This is a genomic window from Photobacterium rosenbergii, from assembly GCF_033022775.1.
GTDB classification, from domain to species: domain Bacteria; phylum Pseudomonadota; class Gammaproteobacteria; order Enterobacterales; family Vibrionaceae; genus Photobacterium; species Photobacterium rosenbergii_A.
In genome coordinates this window covers 1-23,936 of sequence record NZ_JAWJZI010000001.1, presented here as the reverse complement: position 1 = coordinate 23,936, position 23,936 = coordinate 1, and the positions used below count along the sequence as shown (strand labels likewise).

18 protein-coding genes are annotated in these 23,936 nt (G+C 43.2%); 4 read left to right on the top strand and 14 right to left on the bottom strand.

Annotated features, from left to right (window positions below; genetic code table 11):
* Positions 1-107 precede the first annotated feature (107 nt).
* On the bottom strand, positions 108-977 hold the full coding sequence (locus tag R2X38_RS00090; RefSeq protein ID WP_317519935.1) for a VirK/YbjX family protein: 870 nt from the start codon (positions 975-977) through the stop codon (positions 108-110).
* 448 nt (positions 978-1,425) lie between these two features.
* On the opposite strand from R2X38_RS00090, the gene R2X38_RS00085 reads away from it, so the two are divergent.
* Positions 1,426-2,337, top strand: coding sequence for a sensor domain-containing diguanylate cyclase (locus R2X38_RS00085; RefSeq protein WP_317519934.1), 912 nt, complete (start codon positions 1,426-1,428; stop codon positions 2,335-2,337).
* Between the two features lie 414 nt (positions 2,338-2,751).
* On the opposite strand, the gene R2X38_RS00080 is transcribed toward R2X38_RS00085, so the two are convergent.
* The 4 genes from R2X38_RS00080 to R2X38_RS00065 all read right to left on the bottom strand — a co-directional run bounded on the left by R2X38_RS00080 (position 2,752) and on the right by R2X38_RS00065 (position 10,445).
* On the bottom strand, positions 2,752-6,912 hold the full coding sequence (locus R2X38_RS00080) for a hypothetical protein (RefSeq protein WP_317519933.1): 4,161 nt from the start codon (positions 6,910-6,912) through the stop codon (positions 2,752-2,754).
* 238 nt (positions 6,913-7,150) lie between these two features.
* Positions 7,151-8,617, bottom strand: coding sequence for a methyl-accepting chemotaxis protein (locus R2X38_RS00075; protein ID WP_317519931.1), 1,467 nt, complete (start codon positions 8,615-8,617; stop codon positions 7,151-7,153).
* Between the two features lie 333 nt (positions 8,618-8,950).
* A complete protein-coding gene (locus R2X38_RS00070) occupies positions 8,951-9,715 on the bottom strand; it encodes a metal-dependent hydrolase (protein ID WP_317519929.1) in 765 nt (254 codons plus the stop codon).
* A gap of 220 nt (positions 9,716-9,935) precedes the next feature.
* Positions 9,936-10,445 (bottom strand): N-acetyltransferase family protein, encoded by a 510-nt coding sequence (locus R2X38_RS00065; protein ID WP_317519927.1) that lies wholly within the window; start codon positions 10,443-10,445, stop codon positions 9,936-9,938.
* Between the two features lie 149 nt (positions 10,446-10,594).
* Between R2X38_RS00065 and R2X38_RS00060 the strand changes: the two genes are divergently transcribed.
* The 3 genes from R2X38_RS00060 (at position 10,595) to R2X38_RS00050 (ending at position 14,085) form a co-directional block, all read left to right on the top strand.
* Positions 10,595-11,344, top strand: a complete 750-nt coding sequence (locus R2X38_RS00060; RefSeq protein ID WP_317519926.1) for a helix-turn-helix transcriptional regulator — start codon at positions 10,595-10,597, stop codon at positions 11,342-11,344.
* Between the two features lie 108 nt (positions 11,345-11,452).
* Positions 11,453-13,333 carry a DUF294 nucleotidyltransferase-like domain-containing protein gene (locus tag R2X38_RS00055; protein WP_317519924.1) on the top strand — a complete coding sequence of 627 codons (1,881 nt, stop codon included), beginning with the start codon at positions 11,453-11,455 and terminating at the stop codon, positions 13,331-13,333.
* Between the two features lie 8 nt (positions 13,334-13,341).
* Positions 13,342-14,085, top strand: coding sequence for a 3'-5' exonuclease (locus tag R2X38_RS00050; RefSeq protein WP_317519921.1), 744 nt, complete (start codon positions 13,342-13,344; stop codon positions 14,083-14,085).
* Between the two features lie 88 nt (positions 14,086-14,173).
* On the opposite strand, the gene R2X38_RS00045 is transcribed toward R2X38_RS00050, so the two are convergent.
* The 9 genes from R2X38_RS00045 to R2X38_RS00005 all read right to left on the bottom strand — a co-directional run bounded on the left by R2X38_RS00045 (position 14,174) and on the right by R2X38_RS00005 (position 23,534).
* Entirely contained in the window at positions 14,174-14,902 is a 729-nt protein-coding gene (locus R2X38_RS00045; protein WP_317519919.1) for an SDR family oxidoreductase, read from the bottom strand.
* Positions 14,903-14,932: 30 nt separating this feature from the next.
* Complete coding sequence (locus R2X38_RS00040; protein WP_317519917.1) at positions 14,933-15,571, bottom strand: 2-dehydro-3-deoxy-6-phosphogalactonate aldolase; 639 nt, start codon at positions 15,569-15,571, stop codon at positions 14,933-14,935.
* Entirely contained in the window at positions 15,558-16,469 is a 912-nt protein-coding gene (locus R2X38_RS00035) for a 2-dehydro-3-deoxygalactonokinase (protein WP_317519914.1), read from the bottom strand. Before R2X38_RS00035 ends, R2X38_RS00040 begins: the two co-directional genes overlap by 14 nt.
* Positions 16,470-17,615 (bottom strand): mandelate racemase/muconate lactonizing enzyme family protein, encoded by a 1,146-nt coding sequence (locus R2X38_RS00030; protein WP_317519913.1) that lies wholly within the window; start codon positions 17,613-17,615, stop codon positions 16,470-16,472.
* 158 nt (positions 17,616-17,773) lie between these two features.
* Positions 17,774-19,267, bottom strand: coding sequence for a tripartite tricarboxylate transporter permease (locus R2X38_RS00025; RefSeq protein WP_317519911.1), 1,494 nt, complete (start codon positions 19,265-19,267; stop codon positions 17,774-17,776).
* A gap of 9 nt (positions 19,268-19,276) precedes the next feature.
* Positions 19,277-19,723, bottom strand: coding sequence for a tripartite tricarboxylate transporter TctB family protein (locus R2X38_RS00020; protein ID WP_317519909.1), 447 nt, complete (start codon positions 19,721-19,723; stop codon positions 19,277-19,279).
* Between the two features lie 62 nt (positions 19,724-19,785).
* Positions 19,786-20,745, bottom strand: coding sequence for a tripartite tricarboxylate transporter substrate binding protein (locus tag R2X38_RS00015; protein ID WP_317519907.1), 960 nt, complete (start codon positions 20,743-20,745; stop codon positions 19,786-19,788).
* A gap of 104 nt (positions 20,746-20,849) precedes the next feature.
* Positions 20,850-21,575: an IclR family transcriptional regulator gene (locus R2X38_RS00010; protein ID WP_317519905.1), complete on the bottom strand. Its 726-nt coding sequence runs from the start codon at positions 21,573-21,575 to the stop codon at positions 20,850-20,852.
* Positions 21,576-21,959: 384 nt separating this feature from the next.
* Positions 21,960-23,534 (bottom strand): BCCT family transporter, encoded by a 1,575-nt coding sequence (locus R2X38_RS00005; protein WP_317519903.1) that lies wholly within the window; start codon positions 23,532-23,534, stop codon positions 21,960-21,962.
* Between the last annotated feature and the right edge of the window lie 402 nt (positions 23,535-23,936).

Genomic DNA, 23,936 nt, shown 5'->3' with positions numbered 1-23,936 from the left:
CAACAAGACTCATGATTTAGTTATAAAGAAAACCTAAAGTTGCGATTTGTCAATCGTAACTTTAGGTTTGGTTGGAATCTAAATTACAAAACTCGGCTAATAGTTACTTAGCGTATAGAAATGTTATCTAACTCTTTAATTAAGTCATTATTGAGATTATCAAGCCAACAATATCTTTCCCTGTACATCTTGCGTTTTGGCCTTTTTACTGACTCTATCTCTTTTCTTTCACTATGCAATGGCAATTGATAATACCATTCATTAAAGTCAGCACCACTTTGCTCTTGCCAAAGCTGATCATAGTTGAAATTTAGCTTTTTCTTATAGCGTGTATCTGAATACACATGGGCTGAATTCTTTACTGCGTACAAATTATTGATACTAAAATAGTTCAGCACAACTCTTAATGCTTCCACCACAAACGCTTTTGGACGAATACCATAAACCGTTTTGGTGAATCGCTTACTAAAATTATCCTTGTCAACACTCCCTTGCACACCACCGATGTAGGCATTACCTTCGTGTACAGTAAATGTAATCACATAGCGCCGATTTCCACTGCTGTCGCACAATGCTAACGTAAGCTCACCCTCTCGACGGTAGTTATCTAAAAAGAGTAATTTTATCGAATAATTTTCTTCATCAACATTGAATGTATGGAGTGTTAAGCCATTCTGATAAATGATGTGTCTAGCTTCTTGTTTAATATTCGAGTCTATCCAATCATGGTGATTGATAACAACTTGAACAGCTTGTATGCGATTAAGCTCCGTTCTTAAATACGGTCTCATTGCCTTTAGCGCAAATTCAGGCTGGTTGCGAAAAACTTGTGCTCTTTCGCCATGTCTGAAGTTGTCATTTAAAAGCTTCAACGGCTTGTGATGAATCACCCCCCGCAATATGTATTTAGCAATACACTTAGGTTTATTACGACAAGTATTTTTATAAGTACTAAAAGCTTCGCGTATTAAAGTCATTACACACCAAAAATAAAACAGCATTTTTTAAGAGAGTAAGAACCAAATCACGATGACTCAATACCAATGATGTACTACTTTGTACTGCCTTGTATTGAGGGGATTCCTGATAGTGCTTTCCAACAACACAAGGAAGTGTAAAGAATGCCATCTTTGCTACCAGAAGCAGAAACCAAGGTACGGTAACCAATATCAAGGCTTTACCCACTTCAAAAGCAATAACAGCTTTCCTCAGCCCTTTGCGAGGCACAATCTCGCATTTATGCGATACTTCACTATACAAAAGATGATAAAGCTCTGATTATCTGAATTAACTTGCTTATGAAATGCAATTTAGCTTGAAATATTGGAATCAATATCACATATTGTCTGTATTGATGCTTTTTCTCAAAGCAGTTATTGGCCCATTTAGGTCTTACCATGGATGTATACGGTAGTAGTAACTTAGATGATTGAATTTCCTCAGATCCATCTTGACCCTGATAACACTTTTGCCTCAGATTTCGGCATATTGATCCATGACGAATTCAAAATCCTTTATGTCGATGAGAACCTATGCAACATTATTGGTATAGGTGAAGTACCTGACAACATGTCTCTACCTAACCTGCTGAGTTTAATCGTCGATATCAACCCAGAGCTAGCCCTGGCACATTATCACCGTTTGATGGCCGGTTCAGCACGACCTCGGGTACAAACTTTCAAAGTCACCAAACCTTCTGGCAAAGTGGCTCACGTTTTGGCTGCTGAGTCTATTGTGCAATGGAAAGGTGAAATGGCGATTCAATTGGCGATCATTGATATCACCGAAAAATACAACGACTTTTACCAACTTGAACAGCAAGCATCAATTGACTCTCTTTCGGGGCTCACCAACCGCAATCGATTTGAGTCTATATTGAGCAGCGAATTAGCAAAAGCTCAAAAGTTCAACTATCCAGTCTCATGCCTGTATATTGATATCGACGACTTCAAGCTGATCAACGACAGCTATGGCCACCAAGCCGGTGATGAGGTCATACGTCTATTTTCACAATGCTGCAAATCAAGTATCCGCCAAGCTGACTTTATTGGTCGTTGGGGCGGCGAAGAGTTTATCATTCTTCTTCCCCACACATCACACCAATATGCATTGCTACTGGCTGAACGATTACGCAGACGTGTCAGTAAGTTAGATATCCGTATCCCAGAAGGCCATATCAATTTCACTATCAGTATTGGTGTTAATACCCTTATTGACGCCGCGACTTCACCCGCAACCGTATTACACCAAGCCGACCTCGCATTGGCTTACGCTAAGCGTCATGGCAAAGACCAGGTTATCTCTTATGAAAAAACAATCATACCCAATGAGAAATAACTGAATAAAACCAATCATATAAGATAAAATCAAATACAAACATTAATTTATCACTACACTTTTCGATAATCAGTGGCACGAATTGATAAATTGTTTTAGTTGATTTTTCCTACACTTCATCTCGTCCGATAAACAACGAGGTTGCAAGTAAAGTGAAAAGTCTTTGGAGTAAAATTAAGTATTTTCTAACTACACTTTACGGTAAAGCTTACTTAGTCTTTATTACCCTCACGAAGTTATATCTGGTGTACAAGTGGGCTTTGGATCACGTGAAGGACTTCGGTGGTGAAGTATTCAATATCTTTAAAACTTCTCCCAAAGAACTAACAGCCTAAAGAAGTAACTACATAAAAATTTTATGGCTTATATAAGTATCAAATAAAGATGGGAGCCTTGTGGCTCCCATTTCAATTACTATTTACTTTCAAGCTCTAATATATACCCCAAAATCTCCCCTTCACCTTCTACTGGTGGTGGGTTAATCCACTCACCAGAGGTATCTATCCAGAATGACTTGATGACAAACTGAATACCATCAGATTCAGTGATCGCTAGTATCTCAGACGAACCAATATAGTCCTGGTGAGTAATGGTGATACGTACTTGTCCATCGACCAGTTGCCAATCAAATGGGAAATCACCATCTTCTGGATCAATGAATGCACCGGTATGGTCTGGGCTAAAGCGGATCGTTTCCCCATCTTCATCCGTTGTTATACGCCAAATAGTCTCCTCATCAGCATTCTTACCAATCAGCATATCTTCGGTAAATTTCAGCATCCGGTTATCTGTCCATACAAGGCATTGCTGTACCGCGTCCTGATAATCCTGTTCGGTCGCATAACTGGCAGGCTGATCCTCTGCATCATTCCATGGGGTATCACCTTTTTCGCACATTGAAAGTGGCTGACCTTGTTCATATTCCCGGAAAACGAAGCTCCAAATATCACGTTGAAGTTCATCGTCTTCTAGATATTGTTCATACACAACAAAGCTACTTTGATTGTCGTAGAATTGTTGATGGGCCAACAGCATGAACTCATCGGCATTTCCCTCGTCTGATACAATTTTCAGGAAGCCTTCATTGGTGATATCCCAAAACGTTCCTTCTGCTGAGCGCCAATCACCAGCTCGGATCCAATTAAATTGGCCGTTTTCTTGGAACTGATAAGCGCGTGTATCGCCATCACTTCTCACTCGAACATAGGTCATGCCTGCTAGTGTATTATTGAAATCATCCTCGATAGCATTATATCCGCCGCAGGTTTCTATAGCCTGATAGAAATCTTCCAGAGTTGCCCCCTGTTGGTCTACCGGACAACTCGTTATCATTGGCGGATAGGTCGTTACCCTTGCCGCCCAGATATTGAAACGATCCTCGCCATCTTCGTCCCACTGGCTATATATTTTCAACCCAACATATTGATCATCACTGCCTGTAATCGCGAAGTAATCAACAGGTCCCCAGTCGTAGGTGATCTCAATAACACCATCACTATTTACCTGCCAAGTGAAGTCTGCTGCGCTATCATCGCCAAACACAACCTTACCGTTGCCTTGCTCATCAAAGTGCCATTGCTGTAGCTCTTGACCGTTAAACAAATAATATGACTGACCGGCTATATCAATCTCAGTCGTTTGCACATAAACACACTGTTCAAGAATATCGGCATAATCACTATATTGCGGCTTACCTATCGGTCCAGCAGCATCCCACTCGGTATTACCTAGATTACAGATCCGACCGTGTTGGGTGATCGCCATTTCCGCTTCGTCTTGGGTAAGATAAAACTCACCCAGCCAGCTTTTCCATGCGCCTGAAACCAAATCGATTTCATCAGCATTAACCATTGCCCGCCAATACGCATTGAACCAATTCCACGGGTTATCTGTATGAGGAACAGAAATCACCAGCGTGCCGCTTTGCGTATCATCTACCCGCCAGTTTGGCTGAATACCATCGTGGACAAGCTGAAGCGAGGCAAGTTGATATTCCCCATCTGGATTTGGCGTCAGCAGGTCATTACTCGTCACAACATACCACTGCCTTGGAGCGCCTGACGCGTCATACTGGAATGATTTATCTAACAGCATGCCATTGTAGTTACTCAGCCCAGGAAGAAGCGTTTCGTCTATTTCATCGAACCCGTAACCACCGTTACGCAAGGTTTCTACTTGGCTGGCTAAATCGGTAACTTGCAGGCTTCCCCATTCAGCAAAGCGATGACCTACCCACAAGCCGTTGTCGCCCTTGATAAAGACTTTGTAGTCTTGACCAACGTCAGGCTGCTGAGCAGTAAAATTGTTTTCAGCAGAATCAAAATACTCATCCGAGACAGGCGTGTGATTCCAGCTAACAGATTCATTGTATTCTGATTCTGTTATTGCTGTTTTTGTCAAACTGAAGGAGTTAAACCTCACCCCATAAGGATTAGCTTCGTCTATCAGTTTTCCTTCACTGCCGGATAATAGGTAACGATAACCTTTTACAACCTCAGTGTTAGCAGCAAGATCGTATTCAGTTGTTACTTCATACCAATAGTTCCCTAAGATATCGGCTTTATCGGGTACAAAACTATATTGGGCATATTCTTCAAAATATGGCTGTTGCGGTGCTGCCCATATAGGTCGGAAGTGGCTGAAGGTATATTGCTGTTCATTGAGCACCGAGAAGCCAATTAAAGTGTTGATAACCCCATTTGCTTGCCAGTCACGAGTATCTTGATAATCGACGACTACCCCACTGCTAGCCGTTGAGGTCGATTGTGCACTATAGTTAAGCTCACCATCTTTATCGCCAAATACCCAATTTGTTAAATCATACTGTTCGAGTGTTGTTTCCGTAGTAACAACGTCTTGCGGACCTGAAGTAGAGACAGTCAGGTATTGCACAGCATCAATACCGTCGAGTTTTTCAAGGGCAACGTTAGAAGCTATATCGATGTCATCAAATATTCGGTTAACACCGTTGCTGCCACCTTCTGAAGTAGCATCTGATTCATCAATATAGCGCCAGAAGCTTTCCTGACTTTCAGAATATGTCCCAATATCTAACCATTGGCTTTCATATTGGATATTACCGTCTAGATTGTAATCGTAATAACCGAAGCTATGACGTTCAAAGCTCCCATCCTCTTTATAAGTCGCATGGCTCTCCCATTCGCCGAACAGAGTGCCTGACTCGGAGTCGGTATAGGCAATAGTTTCAGTCTTGCGAATATCCGTGTTATTCAACGTTTCTACGGTTATGTCGTGAACAACATCAAGAGTCCTCACATCCATCAAGATATCGATGAACATAGGCGAGGTATATACGTAATGCGTGACTACATCTGCCACTGACTTTTCAGGATCATAAGGGTAGATATCGCTATTGTCGCCAACTTTATCTGAATCGCTGTCTAGCCATTCAGTGCTATCCAAAGGGAATGCATCATCTTCATCATTAACTTCATCACCGTCATCATCTGGGTCGGCATTATTCCCTATTTTGTCGTCATCGGTATCAAGCCATTCACTCTTATCGAAAGGAAAGGCATCAAGATGGTCGTCAACGTTGTCGTTATCATCATCGGGATCACTGTTATCCCCGATTTTATCTAAATCAAAGTCAGCCCACTCGGTTTTGTCATCAGGGAACTTGTCTGCGAGATTATCGCCGTATCCATCGCCGTCTTTATCCTCCCATTCATCTTTATTGTTGGGGAACTTATCGGCTAGGTTGTCACCATGGCCATCACCGTCTAAATCTTCCCATTCAGCGCTGTTTTTCGGGAAGTCATCCTCTGAATCAGTGACACCGTCACTGTCTGTATCAGCCTCGACGGTTTTATTCTCTTCACTAACTACACGTTCAAAATCATAATCATCAGGGAGTTCTTCACCACGGTCGGTTATCAAAGCATTACCGACCTGATTGCCGTCCTCTATCGCCTCGGCAACAATGGCATCAATACTATTTTCATCCAGCTCTTCTTCAGATTCAGGCAATACACCCGCGGTCACAATGGATTTAGCGGATTGTTTAACTAACTTAACAGCAACACTAGCGCCAACAGCCTCTTTGTCTTCATAATCTCTGTCTAACAACTCTGGCTCGACACCAAACATCTGCGCCACATCCGCCTTCGCTTCATCTTGTGAAAGCCCTTCTTGGCGCATCTTAAAGTCAACCATCGTCGTAAGCGGCGATACCACGGTGCTACCACTCGGTGCCGACATCACAAAGCTCTTCGATACCGTCACATCAGGGTTATCAAGGTCGATGGTTTCCTTCTCTATCGCTTTTACCACTACCGGATACAACTGCGGGTTTTCGACACCACTAACATCCAACGCTGCGATGCCGTTTTCACTTCGGCCACTAGGCTCAGTACCTTGATCAAACTGGTAGTCTTTATCTATATCCAACCAAACAAACGCGTTATGGAGATATCCATCTATCGCTTTAACGCTCATGGATGTTGTAGGCTCTGGTGTTGGCTGCTCGACATTGGAATTGTTATCGTCATTGCAAGCCGCTAGCGTCAATAAGGTGCCTAACCCTACTGCGACAGCTATGGGGTGCCGTTTCATACATGCTTCCTTGTCTATCCTCTACACAATACAGCTCAGGTTGTTCTCATTTTTTTTGTGCATTTATGAGCTGTTACTGAGGTTATATGCTGGATGTTTTTTGCTCGCATCACCCGCACGGGGGATAAAACGAATCAGAAGCAGTAAATAATCAATTGGTTTGATATAGCTCAACAAAAAGCAGGTACAAAAAAAGAAGCCAAAGCTTCTTTTTTTAATTCGCAATAACACTCAGACCTTAATAGCGGAAAAACGCCAGCTGTTTGCGCTGCTGTTCTGCCAGCTGTGATAACTCTTCACTGGCACTTGCACTCTGGCTAATACCAACCACGTTTTGGTTAACAAGCTCAGACATATTCACCACGTTCTTGTTGATATCTTGCGTCACCATTGACTGTTGTTCAGCCGCCGTTGCCACTTCGGTATTCATATCACCGATAGAGGTGATCGCATCAGTAATGCCTTCAAATACTTCATTGGCTAACCCGGTTAGCTCTTCGGACTCTTTCAGCATTTGCAGTGACTGTTGCATTCCATCGTTAGCATTCGCAGACTGGCGCTGGAGATCTTCAATGATCGCCTGGATCTCTTGCGTCGATTCTTGGGTGCGTGCTGCCAACATGCGCACTTCGTCAGCAACAACGGCAAAGCCTCGACCAGACTCACCTGCTCGCGCCGCTTCAATCGCCGCATTCAGCGCAAGAAGGTTAGTCTGCTCGGAAATGGCCTGAATTACTTCAATAACCTTGCTGACTTGATCGGACTGCTCTCGAAGGTGCATCACAACATCAGCCGCTTCAGACATCTTCTGTGAAGTTACCTGGTTAGATTGCTCACTTTGGGTAAAGACGTTTCGTCCTTCATCAACCATTCTCTGGCTTTGCTTAGCGCAGGAATCTGCATCTTGTGCATTACTGCTTACATTGTCAGCAGTACTTGAAAGCTCATTGACCGCAGAAGCCACTTGTTCAATTTCTGCCATCTCTTGCTGGGCATTTGCCTGCGAGCTGTTCATTACTTCTGCAAGCTCAGTTGACGCAGCGGCCACTTCTTCACTAATACGGTTTAGATGGGCGATAGTGTCTTGCATCTTTTCCAGTGTGTTATTCAAGTCGCTACTTAACTCACCGATTTCATTGGAGCCTAAAACATGTACACGATCAGTCAAGTTACCTAAGGATAACTGCTTTAGCACTTCACGTACTTCAAGGATAGGTTTCACCATTCGGCCAGAAACTACCCACGCAATGACTAAACCACTGATGACCATCACCGCCATAATCAGCATGATACTTTGCATCATTTGGCGGTATTCCGCTTCTACTGCTGCAATTTCTTGTTCAACATACTGATCGATAGCAATGGTTAAATCATCAATCGATTGAATCAACTCGCTTCCTACTACTCTGAAATTCGTTGCCAGCATTTCTGATTCTTGCATCGTAACGCCAATGCTATTTTTACGAGCAACAAACGGCTTTAAGTCACTATTTAAAAAGCGCTCATAGTTTGCCATCTTTGCTTTTACTGCGTTGACATTTTGAGCGAGAGACGCTGTTTCTGAAAGCGTATCAAGCAATACCCTGTTCGCATTGAAACTTTGCTTAACTGCACTATCAAGGCTATTAAATGCCGAAGGATCATACAGGGCATAAATAGCACTAACGCGAGCGGCGAAACTATTCTCAAGTATCTGTTGAGACATGGTTTTTTGCTGCAAAGCTGAAAAGGTTGTTTCGCTTGTCTGTGCTCGCTGTGAACGTGATTCCTTTGTTACTACGGCAAAAGCAATCGCCATAATTACGCATATTAGCAAGACCGGAACAAGCACCTGCTTCCTGACAGATATATTATTAATATTTATGAGCATGAGAAAAAATAAAAAATAAAACGTAATGAGAATGCAACTTTACCATGAATTAGCACTCTTTTTTTGATTTTTATCAATACGCTTACACCGTAAAATTCATGACGCACAGCGTCAAATAAATGTCCTTTGCTAAAAAAAGAAAGCGGTGTTATTACACCGCTTTTATCACTACCCCTCTTTGGAGCTTTGGCTCATCGCCTCTCGAGTTGAGGTGATCACTTCATCAAAGAAGAGCATCACTTCATCACGATTTAGCCAATCAGGTTTAAATCGGAACTCGCTCCAATTGCTCACATGCTTCCATGTATTATCAATTGAGGGGCCATGGAGATATAACATGGCTATCAGTAGACACTGAAAAGCACTGATGAAAGGGTTTTTCGGTGAGAAAAACTTAAACGCGGAGCCAAAGGATAGCTTTAAACGGCGGTTTGCTAAGTCAACACTGTATACTTCGTCGAGCAATAAATGCACAACCCCGCCAAAAAACAGAAAGGAGCCGGATAACCAAGCGGTGACATCGCTATAGCCCAATAAATAAACAAGCCACACGGTGAATAGCCCTGCAACAGCAATAAAAGCTAAAGAATGACAGCAACCACGGTGAACTGTAATTTTTTCTAGTGTTGATTTGAAGTTGTACCTGATTGTCAAATAACAGAAGCCGCTATAAATGATGAGCTCTAGCATCGACACCAGTTGATAAACATGACCGACAAAACTAAAAGTGATCAAGCCACCAAAAAACCGGAATAACGTACTCATTGATGTCGAATTGTCTGAGTCAATATCCGGCAGAAGACCGCCGATTGTGCCGAGAAGCATCAACCATAGCGCAGTTATCGGTACAATATGCCCTGCCGATAACAGGGCTGTAGCCGCCAAACTACTCGTAAGTGCGGCTGTTCCAAGATGTGTGTTGAAATTAGCCACTGTAATCACATATACAAGACAGTTACACAACCTATACTCCGGCCATTTTGAGGCCAAATCTAATTGTAGTATCCGTTGATAACTGCCATTGTCTCGTTAACTGGATAAATAACCAGTATATCGTATTACAAGGCAATTACTGTAATAAAATACAGTATTTTAATGCCACATCATGGCTGCGTGATCACTTTTTAGTCGCTTTTGACATCGCGTTGACAAATCAGATATCGAGAGCCAACTGATAAAATGCCAAATCTAACCATCGTTCGAATTTATAACCGGCATTCTTGATCACACCGACTTCTTCAAAGCCAAATTTTTGGTGTAGACGCAAACTGGCAATATTCTCTAAGTCTATTGCACCAATTAATGAGCGGTAACCTTGGCGGGAAGCCAAAACAATTATCGTTTTCATCAACTCCATGGCTACCCCTTGACCACGGAAGTCACCAGAAACATAAATGCTGTGCTCAACGGTAAACTGAAAAGCAGGCTGCTCCCTGAATTTACCAAATGATGCAAAGCCCATCAGTCGGCCATTATCATCAAAAGCGCCAATAACGGGATAATCACCCTGTGTTTTTGATTCAAACCACTGCTCCATAACGGCCATGGTTCGAGGCTCGTACTCATATAATGCCGTAGTATTCAAAATGGCATCATTAAAGATGTCTAGCATCTCGCCTGCATGTTGTTCATAAGAGCAGTATGTTATACGCATATCTTCCATTCTTCGTTATTCGCCACACCGTTAACTGTACACATACAACCAAGTAATTTAGGTATATACCTATCAGGATCACAAGATGCACGCTTTTTTTTGTAATCAATTTCTTTATTGTCAAAAATCATTATAAGACTTAACGGATTAGGTTTGATATGGCTTTAGCTAATATTTGGGTGAGAAAACTCATCGAAGCCGCACAGTCTCCTTCTGATATCAACAGCGTGCTAGCTGAGATATGCCATGCTATCGGTGCTGATATCGGCGTGCTGTTTATTGGCCCTTCCCCCAAATTTGGACTAGGTCATACTTTCCATTTTGGCATCGATGACAAGCTACTCGACTTTTACCATCGCCATTCAGATAACGATGCCTACCTAAAGCATTATTCTACCCATCATTTTCAAGGCAAAATGGTACCGCTGCAGTCCATGCTGCCTATCAAACGCATAGAGGATGAATGGTTTCGGGACGTCATGCTGCCAACCCTTTCAGTCAAATATTCCATCAGTGGTTATAGCTTTATAAGCAGACACGAGGTACAAGCGCTTACTTTTCATCGCTATTCAACCCCTTTTGCACCTAGCAGCCAAATCCAGCTACAGCAATTTATGGATGAACTCATTCCATGGTCACAGTTCTACCTTTCAACGCAAAAACTCATTGACCAGTTTGGCACAACCCCGCTTCACCATGGCAGCATACAACTACCCGATGATTTAACCCCTGCAGAGCGGCAAGTGATCCAGCTCTTGTCTAAAGGCTACGATGGCAGTGAAATCACCCAGTTCAGAGGCGTTTCCAAAGAAACCACCAAATCCCAAATCAAAAGCATACTGCACAAGCTTGACTGCAAACACCAAAACCATTTATTACATAAACTCTATACTGAACTGGTCATCTAGTCTTTGTTTTTCAGTGATATAGTAAGAAGTAACACCCCCAGGCACAAGCAATCTTGACTGAATTAGGTATACTAGTAGCCATACTCCATAAGCATTACGGATCAAACCATGGAAGCCGAACAGCTGGAAATCCTCAACTTTATCAGCCAATACCCCCCTTTTAAGCTACTCCCGGAAGAGTCTTTAAAAGAGATCGCCCTAAATATTGAAGTTGCCTATTACCGTGCTGACTCAATGATCTTGAACTTTGGCGATGAAATTCATGATCTTTTTCTCATCCGTAGCGGTGCAGTCGAGATCTATCGTCGTAAGGGAGAGCTATATAACCGGATTGATGAAGGTGACTTGTTCGGCCAAATGGGGCTTCTGATGAACAACAAGGTCAGGATGCCTGCCCGTGCTATTGAAGATACGCTGGTTTACTGTATCGCTGAAGATATCTTCAACAAACTATGTGATGAGTTTGATTCCTTTGCTGATTTTGTCGAGCTTGAAGATAGTGCAAGGCTACGTAATGTCGTATCAACCCAAGCCGAAGAGAACGATCTGACTACCTCAAAAGTCCGTACTCTACTGTCGCGCGATCCTGTCACTATCAGTCGAGATGAAAGCATTCAAACTGCAGCCATGACCATGGCAGAAGAGAATATCTCGGCAATGCTTATTGTTGAACCCAACGAAGACAGTGACGATGACGATTATGATCCGCTGGTTGGTATCATTACTGATCGTGATCTTTGCTCCCGTGTTATTGCCAAAGGCTTGGATACTTCAACACCGGTATCCGAAGTGATGAGCACCGAGCTTATCTCGCTCGATTATAATGCCTATGTCTTCGAAGCCATGCTTACTATGCTTCGCTACAATGTTCATCACCTTCCGGTACTAAGAAATAAGAACCCAATAGGTATTATTGGGCTCACCGATATCGTTCGATATGAGTCCCAAAACAGCCTTTTGCTGGTAAGTACCATTTTCCAACAGCAAACCGTTGAAGAGCTGAAGGTTGTATCTGAAGAAGTTAAGCATTGTTTTGTCCGAATGGTTAATGAAGATGCCAACGCCCACATGATAGGTAGTGCACTTTCAGTTATTGGGCGCAGCTTCAAGCAACGCTTGGCTGAATTGGCACAAGAAGAGTTAGGCCCAGCCCCTATCCCATTTTGTTTAATGGCAATGGGCTCAATGGCAAGGGACGAACAACTCATCGTTACTGATCAAGACAACGCATTGATCCTTGACGACAGCTACGATGAAAAACTTCACGGTGAGTACTTTGAGAAGTTCGCCAAATTTGTCTGTGATGGCTTGGCCGCATGTGGTTACAGCTATTGTACAGGTGATATCATGGCAACCAACCCGGAATGGCGTAAAACCCGTTCACAATGGGAAGAGTGTTTTGCCGAATGGATTGATAATCCAAAGCCACAGGCTCTTCTTAACAGCTCTATTTTCTTTGATTTGTCTGGTGTATGTGGCCGTGAAAAATGGGCTGAGCAACTCAATAGCTTTGTGGTTCGTCGAGCCCGAAAAAATAACCGTTTCTTGGCCTGTTTAGCACGCAACGCCATCAGCCGCACTCCGCCACTAGGTTTCTTCAAAGACTTCGTAATGGAGAAAGACGGCAGACATAATAACTCGATCAACCTTAAACGCCGTGGTACTGCCCCGTTGGCAGATTTGATCCGTGTCCATGCGTTAGCTGTAGGATCGCGGTCGCAGAACTCATTTGAGCGTTTGGATGATGTCATCGAAGCCGGCATCTTGCCTAAAGGGCGAGGCCAGGATTTACGTGATGCCATGGAATTGATCTACATGGTGCGTATCCGCCACCAAGCATTGGATATTGAAGCAGGTATTGAAGCCGATAACAGTATCGAACCGGAAAACATGTCAGATTTTGAACGCCGTAACCTAAAGGCGGCATTCCAAATTCTAAGTAATGCACAAAACTTTATTAAATTCCGCTACCAAGGTAACCGTCGTTAATAAGCAGTATGACCGTTAACAAACCAAAATCTCATCGACAACTGCTGAATACTCGCAGTACGCCGGATTGGCCAACGTTTTTCCAGACGCTGCTTAACAAAGCTAATGATGAGAGACTAAAAAGTTTCTACTCCACGCCTATGGTCAGTGGTGATACTCCCCTAAGCGAAGTGCCGTTCGTGGCACTTGATTTCGAGACGACAGGGCTCGACCCAAAGAAAGATGAGATCATCAGTATCGGTCTCGTGCCTTTCAGCCTGCAGCGCATCCGCTGCCGCGAATCAGCACAATGGACGGTGAACCCACACCGTCCTCTTAATGAAGAGTCAGTGATTATTCACGGTATCACCGACTCCGAAGTCGAGAACGCCCCTGATTTACTCAAAATCCTAGAGCGTGTATTAAATGCGCTCGCGGGAAAAATTGTTGTTGTCCACTATCAGAAGATCGAACGTGAGTTCATGAACCAAGCATTACTCAGCCGCTTGAAAGAAGGAATACACTTTCCTGTTGTCGATACCATGGCGATTGAAATGGCAATTCAGCAACGTGATCACGGTGGCTTAATTAACCGTCTTAAAGGTAACCGTCCAGGCTCTGTTCGTTTGGCTCGTTCACGCCAGCGCTATGGTTTACCGGATTACCCTCCCCACCATGCCATGACCGATGCCCTGGCCACAGCGGAATTGTTGCAGGCACAGATTGCCTATCATTTCTCTCCGGATACACCAATCTCGGAAATTTGGTTATAAAAGGCTTATGCTTCACCCATAAAGAAACTGTCCTCCCATATAAAAACGCCGTCATGAAGACGGCGCTTTTTTCTCTATTCTTGGCGCGTTAACGAACAAATAATCCACCATTAATATCGATGCTTTCTCCATTGATGAAGTCATTTTCGATACAGAAGTGAATCGCATCGGCGATATTGTTCGCTTTTCCGTTACGCTGCAGCGGGTTGTTCTCGGCCCATGTTTTCATCTGTTCATCAGTCGACACCTTATCGTGGAACGGTGTCTCTATGACACCTGGCGAAACAGAATTCACTCTTATGTGAGGAGCTAGCTCACGGCAAGCACCACGAGTAAAAGTGTCAACGGCTCCCTTAGCGGCCCCATATAGCGTAGCAGTTGGCCCACCATGACGAACAACAATAGATGTTACATTGACAATACAGGCTTTATCGCTGTTTTTAAGAAACGGAACAGATAGTGATGTCACTTTGAACAGTGAGAATGTGTTCAGGTTGAACACATCTAACATTGTATCCCAGGAAAGCTCATCAACCCCCTGCCTTTGAACCATACCACCCGCATTGTTAACTACCGCATCAAGAGTATCAGTTACCTCGCCTACCTCTTCAAACAGCTTGATACACGCCGCTTCACTGGTTAGGTTCGCCTGAAATAGGTGTACTTTGGCTCCTCGATTCTCTAGCTCTACTGCTAAGTCCTCGGCTTTACCTTTTGAGCGGTTGTAAACCAAAAACAACTCATTGCCTTGTGCTAATTTTCGGGCAGTCTCCGCGCCAATTCCGGTACTAGCACCAGTGATTAAGTATTTTGCCATCTTTTTATCTCCGTATTTTGGCTCGCTCAACTAGCCCTTTGCTGATTCGAAAGCTTGTTTAAATTGTTTTGCGTTTGCTCTAACTTCATCGTCGGTTAAACCTGGCTTAAATAACGCGGCGCCCAATCCAAATCCATTGGCACCTGCATCCAGGTAAGGTTTCATGCTTTCTTCTGTAGGGCCTATACCTCCAACTGGTAGGCAAATCGTCTCCTTAGGCAGTACTGACTTTAACGCCTTAAAGCCAACTAACCCCAAACTCTGAATAGGGAATAATTTAAGACCCGTCGCTCCTGCAGCAAGTGCCGCAAAGGCTTCTGTTGGTGTCGCTACACCAGGGAAAGTAACGCAGTTAGCAGCCACAGATAACTCAACCACCTCTTGGTTGAAGTTTGGTGTCACTATCAAATTTGCTCCGGTTTCTATCACTGCTCGGGCTTTATCGAGCGATGTCACTGTGCCGGCACCAATCAAATAATCACTACCGAAATGTTTAACCAAAATCTCAATACTGGTAAGCGCATCTGGAGAGTTCAGCGGGACTTCGATCATGGTGAAGCCTTCTTCAATCAAGATCTGAGTAATGCGGACACAGTTACTTGGTTCAAGCCCACGGAGTATTGCAACCAAAGGAAGCTCAGCTGCAAGATCAAAACTACACATAGTCATTATTCATCGCCTCTTTAATTTTCAGCATTCCGGCAAGGAAACTCTCATCGCCACTTATATGCTCACTGGTTTTGTTAAGTAATTGGCAGGTTCTTTCATATCGCATACATAGAGATTTGCTGCCGATAAGGTAAATATGCTGCGTATTCAGTTCTCTTATTTCATTGCCGATCAGCAATCCTGACAGGTACTCGTGTACCTCCGAATCATCTAATAGGCCAAACAGTCGGTGGGTACGAGCCTTGAATATCTGGTTGGTTAAGTTCCCAGCCTCACTTTCCAATATCCCGCGCTCAAACGCAGCCTTAGACGGATATTGCTCTGGAAGCCCTCGTCCTAAAATGGTGTGGTCGGATAAGGCGGAAAATAGCTCACCCGTCATATAGGTTTTAAAAGAAGACAGCGTATTATCGGTGAGTTGTAAGTGTTTACAGTGCGTTCCTGGAAAAGCAGCCTCTATGGTTGATTTGCCGGTTATTTCAAGCAAGCCGAATAACTGCACTTCCTCGCCACGCATCACATCGTAACTACCACTTTCATCACAATGGCTTATACCGGGAATAATTGTCGCTTCAGCGCCCCATGGCAGAGTAAATTGATGCGTATTTCTTGCTAAGTTTTCCAATTTAACTGGAGTACTGACATAAGGAACATTCACCCACCCTTGGGCTGAACCAACCATCCCCGCCATATAAATAGGTAGATGTTCAAACTCGCCCAACCAATCACTTAACACCGCCTGAAGTTGGTCAGCAAAGTTACCGTCTTGCACTTGCAGCAAGCCAAGCTTATGTTCAACTCTATCCACTAACTCACCGTCTTCACTCATGGCAAAGGCACGAAAATTAGTGGTCCCCCAGTCTAAAATTATCCAATCTATCGTTTTGTAATTATTCATTTAATTAACCTTATATTGATAGATAACATCCGGATTTACATCGACACCAATACCCGGCTTAGTCGAAATTTGCACTTTTCCGTTCTCCATTTGGATACCATCAAAAATAAGATCCTTGCGGAACGGGTGTGAAGATTGATCAAACTCCAACATGGGCTGCTCTGGATTAAGCGAGAGAGGTGAACTCGGCAGTGAGGCGATAAATTGCAACGAAGCGGCAATACCAATCCCCGAACCCCAAACGTGAGGGATCATATTGATATGACTAGCTTGTGCCATAGCAGCTATTTTCTTGCACTCGGTAATACCACCGGACGAGCACAAATCTGGTTGGATAATGTCTAGAGCACGACTTTCCAGCCACGGTCGATAGCCCATTTTGCCAAAGATCTGTTCACCTGCCGCAATAGGTGTTTTAGACATCGTTTTTATCTCTTGATATCCACCAATATCTTCTGGCGCGAGTAGCTCTTCCAAGAAGAACAAATTAAATTCTTCTGTCTCTTTAATGATGCGGCGGGCTGTTGAGGCATTATATGCACCATTGGCGTCAGCCATAATTCGTACATTATCTCCCACCGCCTCTCGTATTGAACGAATCAGCTTAACGTCTTCATCAACACCGAAACCAATCTTTAATTTAAATGCAGTAAAACCTGCTTCGATATATCGGAAAGCTTCATCGACAGAATCATTGGGGTAATGGCCTTCAGCTACTCGATAAAAACCAGTTGCGTAAGGCGTCACTTCTTTTCTAAACGCCCCACCGATAAGCTGATGAATAGGTTTATTCAGACTCTTACCGATAACATCCCACAACGCGATATCAACACCACTGATTGCATTAACCGCTGCGCCAGCTTGACCGAAAGGTCTTGTCGTGTTGTACATTTCCTCCCAAAGGACTTCGACGTCAAAAGGACTGCGGCCAAGTAATAATGGTTTAAAGGTGTGCTCTACAATTGAAGCAGCAATGTGTGGACTTTGTAAGCCATGGCATAGCGCTTCACCATAACCAGTAATCCCCTCATCAGTAATGACTTCAATTATCATTGCACTTCGATTGTGTACCCACCCTTGGGAAAAATAAAAAGGCGTATCTAAAGGTACGGAAATAGCATGTGGTTTAACATCAATAATCTTCATAACCTAACCTTGCTTGAAACTTAAAATAACGTTTGATGAGAACAACAAAACCCTGAGGTTTAGCTTCCCATGAAGCTAAACCACCTAAACATTGACTATGTGCTTGGTAATGGTCCTAGATAATTAACTAGGCTTTAATTTCTATATATCGATAAAAATTAATATTGCTCTCCATGAGTATGCTTGCCCTTTGATGCAAACTTTTTCTTTATTAATGGTGAGAACAAGGAAACCAAGATAAGAATAAAGAAAACCCAACAGATTCCTGTCGATAAGAATGTACTTGCATCGCCTCGTGACATAAGTAACGCTCGACGGAAGTTGCTCTCTGCCATAGGTCCAAGAATTAACCCAAGAATAACCGGTGACGATGATATTTCCAGCTTCTGGAAAAAGTAACCAAGAAATCCGAAGAACAGCATAACAACAACATCAAACATGTTGTTGGCTAAAGCATAAGAGCCAACAAAACAGAGCAAGAAAATAATCGGTACGAGCGCAGCTTTAGGTACAGACAACACTTTGGTAAAAATGCGTACACTGTTCAAGCCAAGCACTAACATACAAACGTTAGCGATAAGCAAACCAATAAATATCGCATAGACAGTGGGTGCATCATTGGCAAATAAAAGTGGACCAGGTTGTAAGCCTTGTACTGTTAACGCACCAATCATAATGGCGGCTACAGCATCGCCCGGTACACCTAAGGTCAGCATAGGGATCAATGCCCCACCCGTTACCCCATTATTGGCTGCTTCTGGCGCAGAAATTGCCTCAGGGACACCAGTACCAAACTTTTCAGGATGCTTAGAAATACTCTTCGCTTGACCATAGGAAATAAACGAAGCGATGTCTGCACCAACGCCTGGGATAGTGCCAATAAACGCGCCTAATGAACCGAAAGGAATACTGTTTTTGATAATGACACCCCAGTCAGAGCGTCTTGGAATAACATGGGTGATCTTGCCCGTTGACTTTGGCTTTTTCAGTATGTCTTCTACCCCAATCAATGCTTGGCTCATCGCAAATAAACCAATCATTACAGGGATAAAATTAATGCCACTGTAAAGGTTCATATAGTCAAAGGTAAAGCGCATATTGCCCGTAATGTCGTCGATACCTATCGTGGCAAGTAAAATACCTAGTCCACCGCTGAGTAACCCTATCAGCAAAGATTTACCGGATATCGAGGAGATAATGCACAAACCAAACATGGCCAGCATAAAGAATTCAGGGGCGCTGAACTTGAGAGCAAACTTCGCCAATATCGGAGAGATTAAAATCAAAAATATGCAGCTAATTAAACCACCAAGAAACGAACTTGTCGTTGAAATACCTAGCGCTCTTCCCGCCTCACCTTTGCAGGCCATTTTATAGCCATCCAAAGCGGTGGCTGCAGAGGCTGGTGTTCCTGGGGTATTAAGTAAAATAGCCGCCATTGAACCACCGTAAACTGCACCAACATACACACCAATCAGCAACAGTATACTAGGTACTGCATCCATTCCGAATGTTAGTGGCAATACCAGAGCAACACCCATGGTTGTGGTAAGCCCTGGTAAGCACCCTATACACATCCCACCAGCAACGCCAAGTATTATATATAAGATAATAGATGGTTGCAGAACCAAATTTAACGCTTCAGCTAACATCATTAACTCCTAAAATAAAATACCGAATCTAAATGGGACTTTCAGAACATAGTTAAAGATGCAGTAAACCACGGTAGTAATAACTAACGAAAAACCTATTCTTTGAAGTAACTTGTAATTGCTAAACCAAGTAATAAATCCATATAGCATTACAAAAGTAGATACCACAAAACCAATTACATTCATGCAAACGAAGTAAACAACTAACGCCACCATGGTGATGTATACGCGTATTTGATTATCTCCGAGAAGCTCTAAAGGCAGGTTTTCTTTTTCTCTAAGCGCCGCAATACCAACAATAAATGCCGCTACAAACATGATTGCCGAAATCAATATTGGCCAAACACCAGGGCCAGGCACTCCTCCTCTAGAATCTGGTAACTGGTTTGCAAAATATATCGTAAAGAGGGATAGCGCCATAAACATGGCTGATATAACAAGCTTTCCATATCTCATAATGACTTCCTAACTGCATGGGTCAATGGCACTAACCCTGTGCCATTGACCCACAGTGCCAGTTATTTATTTAGACCAATACTTTCAATTAATTGCTTATAGAAGTTATCTTCGTTTGCAATTTTCTGAGCAAATTTCTCAGTCCCGATGACTTCAATATCATTGTTAGTATTGTTCATGAACTTAACAAAGGTCTCTGTCTCTGCCGCATTAAGAATCGACTTAGTTAGAAAATCTACTGTCTCTTCTGGCGTATTCGCTGGAACCGCATAACCACGCCATGTACCGATAACTACGTCATAGCCGAGCTCTTTCGCTGTTGGGACATCTGGATTGTCTTTCAGGCGGTTTGGCGCAAGAACAGCCAAAGCTCTTAATGTGCCCGCTTCGACATGAGACGCGACTTCAGCGTAAGAAACAGATACACCATCTAGGTGATGACCAAGTAGTGAAGTAATTGCCGCTGATGAGCCCTGGAAAGGTACATGAGTAAACTCAACCCCAGCAGCTTGCTCCATACCTGCGCCTGCTAGGTGCCAAATTGAGCCAGTCCCCGAGTTACCAAATAGAAGGTTATTTGTTTTAGCGCCCTCAATAAGTTGGTCTAGATTCTTATAAGGTGAGTCGGAAGGCACTGTAATTGCCGCGTAGCCTGAGTTAACCATGGCAAGAGGCTTGAATTTTTTATAATCAATATCGCCACCATTACCAGTGTGAGGAAGCATAACCAGCTCTGGTGCAATCATGGTCACGATGGTGCCGTCAGCTTTTGAGTTCATGCCATATGACATGCCAATCGAACCTGCACCACCCGTCCTGTTTTCTACTGCGATACCTTTTGGAAAATCAGGCTTCAGTGCTTCTGCTAATGCACGGCTCACACTGTCTGAGCCACCACCCGCTGAATAAGGTACAATAATTTTTACTGGTCCATCAGGGTAATTATTTGCTGCCGTGGCAGTTGAAATACTGGTTGCCGCAAATACAGCAGACATCATGACAGCGGTAATTAACTTTTTCATTTTTGACCTCTTATTATTACACGACCCAATTTAAAAAATAAATAGGCATGGGTAATGGTAGTTGTGTTTGTATATGGAGTAGAGTACGTATTTAAATACGAATATTAATTAAGTTGCTCCGATATCGATTTACAATATTTAGTAATTAACGGAATTAGCTCCTTCATCCTTTCTTCTGGCATATATTCTTTAACACTGGTTACAGAAACTGCCGCAATGATATTGTGATATTTATTTCTAATTGGTACTGCAACACAACGAACTAAATCTTCGTTATCTTCCAAGTCATAGCTATAGTCATGCTTTGAGTATTCTTCCATCCTACTCATCATTGAATTAACACTATGTGGAATTTGTGCGTTTATCAGGCGTGCCCATTCTGTTTTCGGCATATCTATCATTAGCGCTTTGCCGATGCCAGTAGCAGAAAGAGGCAGACGATCGCCAACTTGAGAACGAAGCTGTATGGTGCGCTGACCTGGAATTTTGTCTAAATAGAATATTTGATCCTCATCCTTAATACCTAGGTGCACCGTTTCTTTAGTGACAGATGACAGCTCCCGTAGGTAAGGCTTTGCAATTTCCTTTAGTGGCATATCTTGTTGAGCACGAACACCTAATTGGATCACTTTGGTTCCCAACACCAAGCCAATCCCTTTCACCTCGCGGACGTAACGTGCTTCGATCAAGCCCTGCAAAATGCGATGTACCGTCGATTTGGGTAAACCGAGTCGTATGCAGATATCTTTTAGCTGACGATCACCCGCTGCTATCGCATCGACTACATCAAATGCTTTTGCTAATGCCTGATTACCCTTTGACTTGAGCATATACACTCCTTAAAACCTTCGAGAAAAAATATAACGGACATGAAGTTAAAATATTGTGATCAATATCCACGTTCCACTTTGTAATATGCTGTTCCCACATTGTGGAATTTTCAGAAGAAGTGAAGCAGTAATTCGCTTTCTTTGTTTGGGTAGATAAATATTGGGGTATGCAATAAGACTTTATTTTGAAGGGTTGAACACTGTGGGGAAATAGATAACAGAATGAATTAAAAGAAGTAATATATCATTATCAAGCTATTTATAGCTTGCAAGACAAAATTATTAATCTCGTGCAAACGGAATAAAAAAAGGATCTGATGTAATCAGATCCTTTTGTATATTCAGTCAACTTTCATGACAGCATTTATATGCCACCAAGAAACTTTACTTATTGTATTTCTCAGTGCTAAAGCCCATCAGCAAGCTTACGCACATTAGCAACAAGATAAAGACAAATGGCAATGCCGTCGAAATAGCTCCTGCTTGCAGCGCTTCAATAGCTTCTGTGCCACCTACGTAAAGTAGAACTGCAGCAACAGCACCTTCAATGAAAGCCCAGAAGATACGCTGCGGCATTGGCGAGTCAATCTTACCGCCAGCAGTGATGTTATCGATAACCAGTGAGCCTGAGTCAGATGAAGTGATGAAGAACACCATGACCAAGATGATTGCCGTTACTGATAGCAATGTACTTAGCGGTAGTGATTCGAACATTTCAAACATCGCAAGCGGCACAGAAGTCAGACCGTTTTCGCCCAACACACCGACTCCGTTGATCACTTGATCAATCGCTTGGCCGCCGAATACTGACATCCAAAGCGTAGTGATTAGCGTTGGTACAATCAGCACTGCAACCATGAATTCACGGATAGTACGGCCTTTCGATACACGTGCGATGAACATACCGACAAATGGTGACCAAGAAACCCACCAAGCCCAGTAGAAAATAGTCCAACCGTGTAGCCAAGTTTGGTCTTCACGACCATGTGGGTTACTCAGTGCAAAGAAGTTTTTCGCATAACCCGCAACAGTTGTTGGTACTGTGCCCATTGAGATAGCGAAGCCAGCCAATGCAACGAAAACCAGTAGCGCCAAAGCAACAAGCATGTTGATGTTACTTAGCAGCTTAACCCCACCGTCGATACCACGAGCAACCGAGATAACAGCTAGCAATGTAACAATCGCAATAACGGCGATTTGAAGGCCAATACCGCCTGAGATACCGAATACATGTTCGATACCGCTAGCTGCCTGCTGAGCGCCCAAGCCAAGTGAGGTTGCAAGGCCAAACAAGGTGGCAAGCACAGCAAAGATATCAATGATGTGACCCGGCCAGCCCCATACACGATCGCCAAGGATTGGATAGAAAATGGAACGGATGGAAAGAGGAAGGCCTTTATTGTAGGCAAAGAACGCCAGAGAAAGCGCGACCACACCGTAGATAGCCCAAGGGTGTAGACCCCAGTGATACATTGTTGCACCCAATGCAAGCTCGACCGCAGCCGGCGTGTTGGGATCAACATTCAGCGGAGTACCAAACCAACCTGTGTAATAAGCCACAGGTTCTGCCACACTCCAGAACATCAGGCCGATACCCATACCCGCTGCAAAAAGCATCGCCAGCCAAGACATACGAGAGTAGTCAGCTTCGGCATCTTGACCACCGATACGGATTTTACCGAAAGGAGAGAAAATAAGGCCTAGGCAGAAGATAACGAAGATGTTACCTGACCAAAGGAACAAAGCATCGAAGTTGTTGATGATGCCATTTTTAATGCCATCCAATGCCGCTTTTGATGATGTTGGGTCACTCACCAAAATGGCTACGATGAATAGAACAATCAAACCAGCACTGGTACCGAAAACAGGGTTATGAACATCAAAGCCCCATTTCTGGATGTTATCCTGCCCTACCGTATAATCCGTATTGTCTATGCTATATCTATCAACTTTTTTCATTGTATTTTCCTACAAGTATGCCGAAGCACTTCGGAAGCATTATCTGCCCTATCAGTAAGATTAGACTGATGGGCCAGATAATGTCTCAGTCGCGCCTCGGCACAAAATAGTTAGCCCTGTAAATAATCAAACATTACGTAGATCAAACCATTTCCACCCCTAGAGTGTCAAGTTTTGCTATAAATCAACGGTTAAAGCACAAGATTTAACCAAAAAATGTTAGTTTTATGCTCATCAAAAGCATAATCCAACAGGTAAATTATTTTGTGAACTAATCATTATTGCTTTCGCTTGCCTGGTGCCTAAACGAAAAAAAACGGCCCTGAGGCTAACTCCTATCAATTAAGATGTTTGGAGCGAACCACATAGCGGGTTTTACTGATACGAACGGTCCTTGATTTG